Here is a 13,484-nt window from a genome sequence, read left to right as displayed (position 1 = left end):
GTCGCGCGCCGACGCCGCTGCCATCGCCACGTCCACCACCCGCACCGGCGCCTCGGCCACGCTGGCTGCGTCCTGYGCCTGCGCGGCGCCCATCAGGCTGGCCCACGCCACGACGCCGGCAAGCAGCGTCACCTTCCCTGTTGCTGTCGACACGATCTGGACCTGCAAATCCCTGGCAGAACGCGCAGCCTACCCTATCGCCCCGCGCTTCCGGCCAGCGCTGGTGCTTCCCGCCGTCAGGCCACGCCGGGCCACACAGCGCCTGGCCCGTGGCCGGCCCGGCGGCTGTGCCGGACGCGGCCGGCGGCGTCGATATCCGCCGGGCGGCCCCCTCGCCGGCCCCCACGGCCTACAATATCGGCCCCGCTCCGCTGCCGATTGCCCTGTCCCCATGACTGCTGATCTGTTGCCCGTTCGCCGGGCCCTCCTGTCTGTTTCCGACAAAACCGGTCTGATCGACCTCGCCCGTGCCCTGGCCGCCCGCAACGTGGAGCTGCTGTCCACCGGCGGCACCGCCAAGGCGATCCGCGAGGCCGGCCTGGCGGTCAAGGACGTGGCCGATGTCACCGGCTTCCCGGAAATGATGGACGGCCGGGTCAAGACCCTGCATCCGCTGGTGCACGGTGGCCTGCTCGGCCGCGCCGGGCTGGACGAGGCGGTGATGGCCGAACACGGCATCGGCGCGATCGACCTGCTGGTGCTCAACCTGTATCCGTTCGAGTCGGTGACGGCCAAGGCCGACTGCACGCTGGAAGACGCCGTGGAGAACATCGACATCGGTGGCCCGGCGATGCTGCGTTCGGCGGCCAAGAACTTCGCCCGCGTCGCCGTGGCGACCGATCCATCGCAGTACGCCGAACTGCTGGCCGAGCTGGCCGCCAACGATGGCCAGCTGTCGGCGGCCAAGCGCTTCGCCTTCTCGGTGGCCGCGTTCAACCGCGTGGCCCAGTACGACGCGGCGATCAGCAACTACCTCTCGGCGGTGGCCACCACCGACACCGCCGTGCCGGTCCGTACTGAATTCCCCGCACAGATGAATGCAAGCTTCGCCAAGGTGATGGACCTGCGCTACGGCGAGAACCCGCACCAGAGCGGCGCGTTCTACCGCGACCTGTCCCCGGTGGCCGGCACGCTGGCGACCTTCCAGCAGCTGCAGGGCAAGGAACTGAGCTACAACAACCTGGCCGACGCCGATGCCGCATGGGAGTGCGTGCGCCAGTTCGACGTGCCGGCCTGCGTCATCGTCAAGCACGCCAATCCGTGCGGCGTGGCCGTGGGCGCCGGCAACGGCGATGCTTACGAGCTGGCCTATGCAACCGACCCGACCAGCGCATTCGGCGGCATCATCGCCTTCAACACACCGCTGGATGCCGCCACCGCCCAGGTGATCCTGGACCGCCAGTTCGTGGAAGTGCTGATCGCCCCGGACTTCGAGCCGGCCGCGCTGGAATATGCACAGAAGAAAGCCAACGTGCGAGTGCTGCGCATCCCGCATGGCGACGGTCGCAACCAGTACGACACCAAGCGCATTGGTTCGGGCCTGCTGGTGCAGTCCTCCGACAACCGTGGCATGAGCCGTGACGAACTGAAGGTCGTGAGCAAGATCGCACCGACCGACAAGCAGTTCGCCGACCTGCTGTTCGCCTGGAAGGTCGCCAAGTTCGTCAAATCCAATGCGATCGTCTACGCCCGCGACAACCGCACCATCGGTGTCGGTGCCGGCCAGATGAGCCGGGTGTACTCGGCGCGCATCGCCGGCATCAAGGCGGCCGATGCGAACCTGGTGGTGGAGGGCTCGGTGATGGCCTCCGATGCGTTCTTCCCGTTCCGCGACGGCATCGATGCCGCGGCCGCCGCCGGCATCAAGGCGGTGATCCAGCCGGGTGGCTCGATGCGCGACAACGAGGTGATCGCGGCGGCCGACGAGCACGGCCTGGCGATGGTGTTCACCGGCGTACGCCACTTCCGGCATTGATCCAAGGAGCGACACGGATGTCCGCATCACCCCTGAAGTCCCTGCTCGCGCTGGCCATCGGCGCCAGCGCGGTCCTGGCCGGTTGCAAGCCGGCCGCCGACCCCGCCCCGGCGCAACCGGCGGCAACGGCCGCTCCTGCGGCTGCGCCTGCCGCGCCGGTCGCCCATGTCAGCCGCACCGCGCGGCTGCAGGCATTCCTGACCGCGCGCTACGGCAAGGCCGCCCGGCTCTCCGAACAGTGGCGCGGCCAGTGGACCCAGGACGACGAGAGCCGTCCAACCGATCTGCAGGTCTGTGCCGAGCAGCCGGTGGTGAGTGGTGACAGCTGGCAGCAGCTGCTGGCGGTATGCGGCGAGCTGGCGGACGCCGGCCATGCCGACCCCGGCACGATCGATTTCTACGTGCTGCGCCCAAGCGGCGACAGCTTCGAGGTAGCCGCCGAACTCACCGGCGGCACCTACGGCAGCAGCGGCYGTCCCGGCACGGTGCAGGTGATCCGCGCCGGCAGCGACTTCTACGGCTTCCGCAACGAGAGTGGCTGGTACGGCCAGGGTTACTCCCTGGAAACGCAGACGCTGATCCTGCCCGGTCCGAAGGGCCTGGTCGACGCCGGCTCCCTGCGCAGCCATATCGACAACAGCGCCGCCTACGACTGCGACGATGCCGACTTTGCCGAAGAATGCCGCACCCGGATGTTCAACATTGCGTTCGCCTACCGTTTCGATGACAGCGACCGCAGCGCCCGCACCTGGCCGCTGGTGATCGAAGAGACCGGCAGCGGCTGTGGCGGCAAACAAGTGCGCGCCGAGCATCGCTTCAGCCTGGATGCCAAAACCTGGACCTACACGTTCCCCGAAGCGTTGCAGCGCGAAAGCTGTCAGTGACGCGCGGGCGTCGCGCATGCCGGTGGCTTCTGGCGCTCGCGCTGCCTGCGCTGCTGGCCGGCTGCGGCGACCCACCCGCCGTCAACGACACGCCCCGCCGGGTGTTGGACAGCACGGTGGCGGTGGAGGACACGCTTTACCCCAGCGGTACCGATGCGCAGCGCCTGCTGGAATTCCTGCACGATCGCTACGGCGCCAGTGCCCGGCTGGACGCGCCCTGGCAGGATCGCTGGGACGACACCGACGTGCAGGCGCAGCGCCCGGTCACGCGCCAGGTCTGTGCACGTGCCACGATCGACACAGATGGCCATGTGCAGCACCTGCTGGCGGTGTGCCAGACCCTGGATGACGCGGCCAGCGTCGAACCTGGCCGGKTGGATCTGTACGTGCTGCGCGATGGGCAGACGCCGCTGTTCGGCAAGGACGAGAACGAGCGTGCGTTCTCCGAGACTCTCGGCGTCGACCGACCGCTGTGGGTGATCGCGCAACGGCTGCAGGGCCAGTACGGCCGCAGGGGCGCGCCCGGTACGGTCCAGATCGATCAGCTCGGTCCGCAGCGCCACGCTTTCCGCATTACCCATGCCGGGCTCCATCGCGGCACCGCAACGGTATCGCGCAGTTACATCGCCGTGCACGACGATCGCCTGCGCGAGGTCGCAGTGCTGTACGAACACATCGACAACCGCGCCGCCACGGGCTGCGGGAATGCGACAACGCCCTGCGATGCCCCGACCCTCGACCTGGATTTCGCCATTGCCGTGGGCAGCGGCGCTGCCGTGGCCGGGTATTGGCCGCTGACGGTACGCGTCCGCGGCCAGGGCTGCAGCGGCGATGGACGGCAGGACCACCGGCTGGAGTACGAACCGGGCACGCGTCGCTATGCGGTGCCCGCCGACCTGCAGCGAGAGGACTGCGAGGGGTAACCACGCCCTGCCCCGGTGCCATGCAGCACCGGCCCGCACCGCGTAAAATCGCGGTCCCGCCCCCTTACGCGAGAAGTGCATTGAAGATCCTGGTCATCGGCGCCGGCGGCCGTGAACACGCCCTGGCCTGGAAGCTGGCCCAGTCCGCGAAGGTGAGCGAGGTCCTGGTGGCCCCTGGCAACGCCGGCACCGCGACCGAGGCCAAGTGCCGCAACGTGCCGGTCAAGGTCACCGACCTGGACGGCCTGCTGACGCTGGTTGCCGCCGAAGGCATCGGCCTGACCGTGGTCGGCCCGGAAGTGCCGCTGGTGGCGGGGGTGGTCGACCGCTTCCGCGCCGCCGGCCACCGTATCTTCGGACCGACCGCCGCCGCTGCGCAGCTGGAGGGCAGCAAGGCCTACGCCAAGGACTTCCTGGCCCGCCACAACATCCCCACCGCGTTCTACGCGGTGCACACCGAGGTGGAGCCGGCGCTGGCCTATATCCGCGAGAAGGGCGCGCCGATCGTGGTCAAGGCCGACGGCTTGGCCGCCGGCAAGGGCGTGATCGTGGCGATGACCCTGGCCGAGGCCGAGGACGCCGTGCGTGACATGCTCTCGGGCAACGCGTTCGGCGATGCCGGCGCACGCGTGGTGATCGAGGAATTCCTCGACGGCGAGGAAGCCAGCTTCATCTCGATGGTGGACGGCACCACCGCGCTGCCGATGGCCACCTCGCAGGACCACAAGCGGGTCGGCGACGGCGACACCGGTCCCAACACCGGCGGCATGGGCGCGTACTCGCCGGCCCCGGTGGTGACCGATGAGGTGCATGCCCGCGTGATGCGCGAGGTGGTCAACCCGACCGTGCAGGGCATGATCGCCGACGGCATTCCGTTCACCGGCTTCCTCTATGCAGGCCTGATGATCGATGCCGACGGCGCGCCGAAGGTGATCGAATTCAACGTGCGCTTCGGCGACCCGGAAACCCAGCCGGTGATGCTGCGCCTGCAGTCGGACCTGGTGGACCTGCTCGACGCGGCCATCGATGCACGCCTGCACGCGGTGGAAGCGCAGTGGGATCGGCGTCCGTCGCTGGGTGTGGTCATGGCCGCATCGCCCTACCCGGAAACCCCGATCACCGGCGATGTGATCCACGGGTTGGACGCGGTGCCGACGAGCGCCAAGGTGTTCCACGCTGGCACGGTGCTGGACGCGCAGGGCCAGGTGCTGAGCGCGGGCGGCCGGGTGCTGTGCGTGGCGGCGCTGGGTGACAGCGTAGGCGATGCGCAGGCCAACGCGTACGCCGGCGTGGCGGCGGTCAGCTGGGAAAACGAGTTCCACCGCAACGACATCGGCTGGCGGGCGATCGCGCGGGAGCGCGGTTGAGCCCTGGATAGTCTCATGCGCTGGCTTGCAGTCAGCGCATGATTTTCCGTCCCGGCGCCGACCAGACGTAGAAATCAGGAGCCACCATCCATCATGGGGCCATCCGGCCGGCGTCCTGCTCCACGCTCATCGACGCAAGGAGAGCGTCAAGGCCGACTTCGGCGCAAATCGACTGCGCGTGAGCACGTGCATCAGGCTCAAGCAACCTGCCTGCCGCCTTCAATGCTTCGGCAGAGAGCGGTGAATCAAGTACCAAGGCATTTACCACCTGCTCTTGTATCCGTCGGTGGAGCTCGACCGCGAACTTTAGCTTTGCCAACTCCGCAGGATTCAATGCACTTGAGGCCTCATGACCATCCAGAGCCTCGTAGTAGTAAAAGTTCCCGTAGCTCTCAACGAATGAACGTGCAGAAATTTCGCAACATACGAAACGCCTGACAAGCATTGTCGCGCAATAAATACTCTGTTCCACATCTTGATCGTTCAGCATCAATTTTCTCCTACTTCTTCAACGGGAGCCATGGGGTGCCGTCGGCGTTGGTGACACCCGGCACATGACCATGAGGTTGCTGTGCTCTTGGATCGGGATGAGTAGAAGGTTTGTGGCCGCCATCGATCCGAACCCCAGTCGAACTGCCGTCAGGGCCCTTGGCTTGTACAAACCGCCCATCTGGTGAGCCTTCAATCTTGCCACCCGGAGGTGTCGGGATGGCGTTGCCTTTCGAATCAACGTAAATGGTTCCCCGCTCGCCACCCGCGGCTTTTCCACTTGTCCCTCCTTCGCTTCCCGTCTTTGTGTCGCCCGCTATCGACCCACCGTCCTGAAGTGCAGGTTCCGGAGTAGCCGGCTCGGCCTTTTGCACCAAGCCCTTTATAGCCCCCTCCAACTTGTTGCCAAGTTCAGCACGTCGCTCCGGTGTCGTCGTCGCGTAGTACGTAGCGCCAACCACGATTGGTATGATCAGCAATGGCACCAAAGCTGCAGCGTTTCGCCCGTCCGGGTCTGTAAACCTGTATGGGTTCCCGTTTGCGTATCGGTACCGGTTGAACTGCACCACAGGCTGCTGATATGCAGACACGGGATCTACCGACAGGAAGACGCCCAACTGCGGATCCATGTAGCGCTGCTGCATGTAGCTCAGGCCGGTAGCCGGATCACTCACATGCCCGGTGTAACCAGGCCCATTAGGAACCTCGTCGCCCACGACCGCCCCATAGGCCTCGTAGTCATATCTCCTGGTCACATTTCCGCTTGCGTCAGACTCAGCCACGACCGAACCTAGAGCATCGGTATGTATATAGGTGACCGTCTGGGCGCTAGCAGGCCAAATCGATGACAGGACGATCACCATCGCGTAGCACAGCAAGGCGAGTAGCGAAGTCGACGCTGGAATAACCTTCTTATTTTTGGTTCTTCTCCCATCTGAGGGGAGAAGGCGCACGGCCGGCCAGCTAGATTGTGGTTGTCGAGACTACAAACCGAGGCCGGCCGTGGCCAAGCTGGATTGTATGCCGTTGCTGGGAGGCTGGGCGGGGTATCGCCTGGATGGATGGCGCCGCGAGTCACGTGGCGGAGCCACGTGGCTGGTGCTTTCGCTGTTGCCTGATTCACGCCGCCGACGCCGCTGCAGTGGCTGCGGCAAGTGGGTCGTGGCCATCCACGACCAGACGCTCCGGCGCATCCGTGACTTGCCCGTGTTCGACCAGCCGGTGGAGCTGGAAGTCCAGCGGCAGCGGCTGGCCTGCCCTCGCTGTGGGCCAAAATTGGAGCACTTGGATTGGCTGGAGCGGCATGCCCGRGTAACGCAACGGCTTGCGCAGAGCGTGGCACGCATGTGCGCCACCACCTCGATCCATGCCACCGCAAAGTGGCATGGTCTGGACTGGAAGACGGTCAAGGCGCTTGATTTCMGGCATCTGATGCAGACGCTGGGCCCAGTGGACCTATCGGACRTACGCGTGATCGCGATGGACGAGTTTGCGATCCAGAAGGGGCATCGCTACGCCACCGTGGTSGTCGAGCCATCGCGCAAGCGCGTGCTCTGGGTCGGCCGAGGACGCAGCCGCGCTGACATCCGTCCCTTCTTTGAGCTACTCGGCAGGGTCGGTTGCGAACGCATCCAAGCCGTAGCAATGGACATGAATTCGGCCTTTGATGTGGAGGTCAAAGCCCAGTGCCCCAATGCTGAAGTGGTCTACGATCTCTTCCACGTGGTGGCCAAGTACGGGCGCGAAGTCATTGATCGGGTGCGGGTGGACGAGGCCAATCGTCTGCGCACCGACAAGCCCGCGCGACGGGTGGTGAAGACCTCGCGCTGGCTCCTGCTGCGCAATCGGCAMAACGTCCCGGCCGAGCAGCGCGTCCAACTCGAGGAGCTGCTGGCMGCCAACAAAGCCCTGCTGACCACYTATCTGCTCAAAGACGACCTGAAGCAGCTGTGGCGCTACCGAAGCCAGAGCTGGGCGGAGAAGGCCTGGCGGTCATGGAAGCATCGCGCCCTGCGAAGCGGGCTGGAGCCGCTGCGCATCTTTGTCCGCCGTCTGCAGCCTTATCTGCCGGGCATCCTGGCCCACTGCCGGTGGCCTCTCGGGACGAACCTGGTGGAAGGCATCAATAACAAGATCAAGGTCATCAAGCGCGTCGCCTACGGATACCGAGACGACGCGTACTTCTTCCTGAAGATCCGGGCGGCCTTCCCCGGAGTTGGGTGAAGAACCTTACTTATAGCAACATTCCCCATCGGAAGATCAGGATCATATTGCACATCCATGAAGTATCGGATCATCTCGTCCGAGAAGCCGTTATCACGCAGCTTAATTGGATTAATAACCATTAAGTACTCGCATATTGATCCATTACAGAAACTCTTGACTGTTGAATTTCTTGCACCACCCGATCCCACCGTGTTGGCGTTGAAAGCACCCCCCCCCTTTACAGATTAGCAATTGCTTTCGCCTTTCTTGCTGCGGGCAGCGACGAGGATTCAATTGAGGCCATTGCCTCAAGTATGCTGGCGGTCTTGAAGACAATGCCAGTCTCGGCACTGACCATAAGCCCGCTGCCACCTGCATCCAACGTGCTGACGATGACGCTGGCCGACTGATAGGCGTTGGCTGCGGCCGCCATGCCCTGCATGGATTGCAGCCGCCCATACGACTGCCGCGCAGCATCCACATTGTTGATCAGATCAATGAACGGCGATTTGACCCGCGCAAACACACCGATGTTCAGGTGCTTGTCGCGCTGCGAGGCATGCCCGGTTTCATCGGCAGTGAGCAGCTCGATCTCGGCCGCGGTGATGTTGACGTCCTGCGCGGCCACCACGTTGCTGGCAATCTGGGTGTATTTTCCGCATGCGCCGAGGTTGACGTTGTCGCCCAGACTGCCGATGGTGCTGGCCACCTGGGAGACCATCGCGCTGTCTTTACGTGCTGCTCGCGATCCCTGCCGGAGAATTTCTCGGACGTGGTGATCTGACAGGCAACTCTGTCAATTTTATCTATTGCCGCACGCGATAGTTCTCGCCATTGCCTTTGATTGCAGAGCAAGAGCCTGAAGGCCACCCAAAGATAGATACAAATATGTATAACCATGGAGTACCCACACAAAGATGCCCCACCGTTAAAGGGTTACCTCCCAACATCAACCGTTAACTATATTCAATAGCACACGAAGCACGAAGCACGGGACAACAAACTGAATCTCCGCTCGAATGATCGTCACTGCTACGGAAGATCCCAGCCACGCAGAAGAATCAGGAAGCACGCCAGCGCATCGAGTAGAACGATATCATCCCGCCCAGAGTTCTCCATCATCCATCTCGTTAGCCCAGCGTCATTTCGGGGCTGACTGACCATTTCAAGACTTGCATCCAAAAGTGCCTTTTGGAGGAACTCGTTAGAACGAAAATAATTAGCAACACGATTCGACTGCGGGGACGCATCTATGAGACAGCGAACGCGCGCCGAGTATTCCTTCAGAAGAACCACATTCATTTAAAAAGCACCTCTTATCTCGCCAATTTTCGACGAATTCGGATCGGTCCACTGACTGCGGTTTGGCACCAAGACCTGCTCAGCGCCACCCTTTGCAGAATAGTTCCCTTGACTGACCGGGGCAACTTCACTTTTGAAGATTGACGGTGTATGGCCAGGCTTAGGAGTCATGGCGTAGGCATCAAAGCCAAGGTGAGCGCCACGAATACCCTGTTCCGCGGGGAGCCCAAGGTACTTTGCCGCTTCAACAGATGTCATTCTCGATATCTTCACATACTCCTCTCTCGTAACAAAGAAGGGGCTGTATGCGCTAATTGCGTCACTACCGGCCGTAGAGTGTGCATTCTTCGGCACAAGCTTAATCAGTTCAAATCCAGAACCGACGTTTATCACCTTAGGCAGTGAATTCCCCGAAGCCAATCCGAGCTGGGCGTATTCTTTCGCAAGAGCAGGAGTGGCCCCGGATTTCATGTATTCATTCACAAGCGCCTGAGCCTCAGGCGTCTTCATGATATCCGCTGTTACATCAAGCCCGCGCGTCGTGAACGGAGCTTGGGTATATGAAAGCTGAGGATCTGGGGCAGTGGAACTAGCAGAAAACACGCCCGGCTTCATCGTTGAAGCACGCGAGACTGCACCAAGCTGTGTCATCGCATACAACAGCTCTGCCGCTTCTGGTGAAAGCCCAGCCGCTTGGAATATCTGCCCACCCCAAGTGTTAGTAGACGTGCCGTAGACGACCGTGCGCGACCCTGCAACTGCGTTGTCATAGCCACTGACGGTCAAGTATCCCGACGCAATGCAACCGATCACCGTCTCGCAGGTTGGAATCAGCAATAGCCCCCCTGCTGCCTGGAGTCCGCCTCCAAGAGCCTGAAGGCCGCCGAGCGTCCGTGTGCCGATCTGATTTCGGGAATTCCAGTCGAAAAAGTGGTCAGTAGCGTCGTAGCCAAATAGTTGGTCTTCTGCCGCCATTCCGTTGCCGGCGGTATACAGATAGCTGTGCTGAACCTGTGCCTTCATCCACTCCCGGTCCTCTTGAGCTTCCGGGGTGCCGCCCAGCGCTTCAATGGCGGCCCAGTGAGCTCGCTCGGCACTGCCCTCCGCAAAGCCAGATGAGCACTTGACCAAAGCGCAAGCCGCGGCTGTAAGCTCTGCTTCCCTTAGCCCGCCTCCGTCGCTTAGCTCCTTGATGCGAACGAGCTCTGTCGCTGTCAGCAGCCGGTTGTTCTCGACTGAGTTCTTTGCGATACCTGCGCCAAGGGCGGCACTAGAGAGGCTTCCCCCCGCCATGCCAGCGGCCAATGCCCCGACTGCTTGCGAAAGCGCCGAAATGGTTTCCCTATCGGCGTTGGGGAATGCATTTTTCAGGAAGCCGGCGGCAAGCTCACCTCCGGCGGCGGACAACGCCCCGCCCCCCGTGGAGCCTCCGTTGAGCTCAGCAAGAACGGCACCGAGTAGTGCGTGGGAGAGCGCTTGCGCTGCGACATTTGGATCGCTGCCATGGTCGGTGTCGAACTTGCTTCCGATCAGCTGGGCCGCATACGGCGCCAACGCATTCGCAGCCAACTGCCCCCCGCCTTGGCCGGACATCCCCCCCACCAAAAGCGCGGTCACCGCTTCCAGCGCGCGGCCGTTGGCGCTGCCGATGCCCCAGCTCTTCATCTGGTCCTCGGCGGCGTTGAAGTCGCTACCGCGCTGAGTCTTCAGCTCCCACGCTTTATCCTGTGCGCTCTGCGCCTTGAACCGCGCCTTCTCCTCGTCGCTCAACTTGGAAACATAGTCGTTCTCCAGGTTGCGCATCGCCTGCCCGCCGATATCGTTTGCGATCTGCTTGCTGGTAGCCGTCACCGTACCCATCGCCGCGGCCATAGCCTGCTGATCCGCCAGCAGCTTCTCGACATTGGGAAGTGCATCGATCGCGCGATGTGCCGCAGCGGCATCCGTGTTCAGGCCCAGCTCGGCGGCTGTGGTCTGCTTGCCACCGATAACGATGCTGCCTTCGGTCAGAGTGGCATAGGTGGTACTACTGTCACCGCCCTTATCGATCATCGGCAAGCCGGGGCCGAAGTTCGGCGTGGCGCCGTCGAGCTGCCGCGTCCAGCCATCCATGGCACCGCTATAGCCCCCGCTGATGCCGGCCGAGGCGGTGTTGTGCTGCATGTGATTCTGGAGGTCACTGAAGGTCAGTGTTTCGGCAGTCAGTTCGCTGTTGGCTGCGTTGGTACTCGCGATGGCCCCACCCACAAGATTTACGTGGGTTGCGTCTACGTGATAGCCACCCGCGCCAGCGAACAGGCCGGACTGCTGACCCACGCCTTGGTAGCTGCCGGTGGATTTGCCTGCACTGGCGTAGCCATCCACGTTCCAGGCGGTGCCGATGGACACCTGCACCCGGCCGCCCACCTGGCTGTTCTTGGACATGCTCTCCGCCACGTCCTGCAGCGACTCGATGGTCAGCGTGCCACCGGTCTTTACATCGATGCGGTCCGCAGTCGCGGTTGCACCGCGCAAGGTGGTGTCGCCTTCGGCCTTGAGCGAGATGTTCTGGCCGGTGAGCGTGGTGTTCTGCCAGGTGCGACTGTCCGAGTTCGACTTGCTGCTGCCCACGCTGGCTTCGGCGTACACGTAGACGCCGGTCTGCGCGCCCACCTGCACACCCACGCCAACTTCCGCGCCAGCGTTGCTGCTCTTGCTGCGGTCCACCACATGCGCCTGCCCGGCTTCGAGCAGGATATCGCGCGCCGAGTCCAGGCTCAGCGTGTTACCGGCGCTCAGATTGCCCTGCACGATGTGGATATCGCCACTGGTGCTGGTCAGGTTGACGTTACCGCCGCCCTGGATGGTGGAACCGCGCGAGATGGCACTGCTTCCTTCCGAGCTGCTGTTGGCGGTCTTGAAGCCGATGCCGGCTTCGGCGCTGAACAGAAGCCCGCTGCCACCTGCATCCAACGCGCTGGCGATGGCGCTGGCCGACTGATAGGCGTTGGCTGCGGCCGCCATGCCCTGCATGGATTGCAACCGCCCATCCGACTGCCGCGCAGCATCCACATTGTTGATCAGATCAATGAACGGCGATTTGACCCGCGCAAACACACCGATCTTCAGGTCCTTATCGCGCTGCGAGGCGTGCCCGGTTTCATCGGCGGTGAGCAGTTCGATCTCGGCCGCGGTGATGTTGACGTCCTGCGCGGCCACCACGTTGCTGGCAATCTGGGTGTACTTGCCGCCTGCGCCGAGGTTGACGTTGCCGCCCAGGCTGCCGATGGTGCTGGCGACCTGGGACACCATCGCGCTGTCGTCCTCGTGCTGCTCGCGATGCCAGCCGGAGAATTTTTCGGTATCGGAGATCTGCACAGTGCCGATCGCCTTGCTGTCGGCGGTGTTGGCATTGCTGACGGTGTCCTGGCCGCTGCGGATGAGCAGGTCGCCGGCGGCACGGATGTTGACGTCCTTTTCGGCGGCGATGTTGGCCGCCGTCAGGCGGATGTTGCCCTCGGTGGTGGCCATGCGCACCCCGCCGCCGACCGACAGCTGGGTGCCGGTGATGGTGTCGCTCTGGCCGGCGCCTTCGTTGCGCGAGTTGTTGGTGCCGAACGGCAGGCCGCTGGTGTTGTTGGCGAACCCCCAGCCCTTGCCGCGGCTGTCGCTGCTGCTGGAGGCGGTGTTGTGGGCGACGTCGAAGACGATGTCCTTGGTCGCCAACAGCACCGCATTGCCATCGGCGGACAGCTGCGCGCCCTGGCTGGTGATGGAGCCGCCGTTGGCGATCAGCGTCATGTCGCCGCCTGCCGCCAGTTGGGTGACGCGGGCGTCGCTGGTGGATTCGCGCTGGTTGCCGCTCGAGCGCTGGCTGCCGCCGGTGATCACGGTGGACGTGGTCGCTGCACGGGCGCCGGACGCAGCGCCWTCGCCGGTGCGGGTGATCTTGCCCATCGTCGACCCACTGTCGGCCATGCCGTCGGTGGTGGAGTCGCGGGCGCTGCGGTAGGCCTTGGTGGGGTCGTAGGTGGTGCCGACCGACATGCCGCTGGACGTGCTGGCCTGACTGCTCTGCGTGTCCAGCGTGTCCTGCCTGGCCAGCAGCGCGATGTCCTTGCCGACCAGGGTGAGGTTCTCGCCGGCGGCAACGTCCGAGGCGGCCAGGGTGAGCTGGTTGCCGGCACTGATCAGCACGTTGCCTTCGCGCGAGGCGATGGCCGAACCGACCTGGGTAGTGGCCTGCGTGGCGTTCTGGCCGCTGCTGCTGGACTTGGCATAGCCCACCGAGGCCACGCCATTGGAGAAGCCGCCACTGAAGCCACTCTTCTTGCTGCTCTGGCTGGACTCGGAACTGTGG

9 protein-coding genes are annotated in these 13,484 nt (G+C 63.7%); 5 read left to right on the top strand and 4 right to left on the bottom strand.

Annotated elements, in window-relative coordinates; translation table 11 throughout:
- Window positions 1-391: 391 nt before the first annotated feature.
- The 4 genes from purH to purD all read left to right on the top strand — a co-directional run bounded on the left by purH (window position 392) and on the right by purD (window position 5,149).
- A complete protein-coding gene (gene purH, locus AC1DQP_RS08455; RefSeq protein ID WP_457318176.1) occupies window positions 392-1,975 on the top strand; it encodes a bifunctional phosphoribosylaminoimidazolecarboxamide formyltransferase/IMP cyclohydrolase in 1,584 nt (527 codons plus the stop codon).
- 17 nt (window positions 1,976-1,992) lie between these two features.
- Window positions 1,993-2,859, top strand: coding sequence for a hypothetical protein (locus tag AC1DQP_RS08450; protein WP_478051412.1), 867 nt, complete (start codon window positions 1,993-1,995; stop codon window positions 2,857-2,859).
- Complete coding sequence (locus tag AC1DQP_RS08445; protein WP_478051411.1) at window positions 2,856-3,782, top strand: hypothetical protein; 927 nt, start codon at window positions 2,856-2,858, stop codon at window positions 3,780-3,782. Before AC1DQP_RS08450 ends, AC1DQP_RS08445 begins: the two co-directional genes overlap by 4 nt.
- Before the next feature lie 80 nt (window positions 3,783-3,862).
- Window positions 3,863-5,149, top strand: a complete 1,287-nt coding sequence (purD, locus tag AC1DQP_RS08440) for a phosphoribosylamine--glycine ligase (protein WP_457318178.1) — start codon at window positions 3,863-3,865, stop codon at window positions 5,147-5,149.
- 91 nt (window positions 5,150-5,240) lie between these two features.
- On the opposite strand, the gene AC1DQP_RS08435 is transcribed toward purD, so the two are convergent.
- The gene (locus AC1DQP_RS08435) at window positions 5,241-5,639 is read right to left on the bottom strand and encodes a hypothetical protein (protein WP_457318179.1); all 399 of its coding nucleotides are present in this window, start codon (window positions 5,637-5,639) and stop codon (window positions 5,241-5,243) included.
- 10 nt (window positions 5,640-5,649) lie between these two features.
- Window positions 5,650-6,420 carry an RHS repeat-associated core domain-containing protein gene (locus AC1DQP_RS08430; protein ID WP_457318180.1) on the bottom strand — a complete coding sequence of 257 codons (771 nt, stop codon included), beginning with the start codon at window positions 6,418-6,420 and terminating at the stop codon, window positions 5,650-5,652.
- 238 nt (window positions 6,421-6,658) lie between these two features.
- Here AC1DQP_RS08430 and AC1DQP_RS08425 point away from each other — a divergent pair, with 238 nt between their 5' ends.
- Complete coding sequence (locus AC1DQP_RS08425) at window positions 6,659-7,861, top strand: ISL3 family transposase (protein ID WP_478051413.1); 1,203 nt, start codon at window positions 6,659-6,661, stop codon at window positions 7,859-7,861.
- A 220-nt stretch (window positions 7,862-8,081) separates the two neighbouring features.
- Here the strand turns inward: AC1DQP_RS08425 and AC1DQP_RS08420 are convergent, their stop codons facing one another.
- Window positions 8,082-8,552, bottom strand: coding sequence for a hypothetical protein (locus tag AC1DQP_RS08420; RefSeq protein WP_478051410.1), 471 nt, complete (start codon window positions 8,550-8,552; stop codon window positions 8,082-8,084).
- A 593-nt stretch (window positions 8,553-9,145) separates the two neighbouring features.
- Window positions 9,146-13,484 (bottom strand): hemagglutinin repeat-containing protein (locus AC1DQP_RS08415; RefSeq protein WP_478051409.1); only part of this gene is annotated, 4,339 nt, incomplete at its 5' end.

The organism is Stenotrophomonas sp. P5_A8 (assembly GCF_056400545.1).
The sequence above is the reverse complement of the archived record's forward strand: the minus strand, read 5'-3'. Positions and strand labels throughout refer to the sequence as shown.

What these genes read in the sequence shown, in the direction of transcription:
- AC1DQP_RS08435 (WP_457318179.1), bottom strand. Translation starts at nt 5,639, where the DNA reads ATGCTGAACGATCAAGATGTGGAACAGAGTATTTATTGCGCGACAATG.
- purH (WP_457318176.1), top strand. Translation starts at nt 392, where the DNA reads ATGACTGCTGATCTGTTGCCCGTTCGCCGGGCCCTCCTGTCTGTTTCC.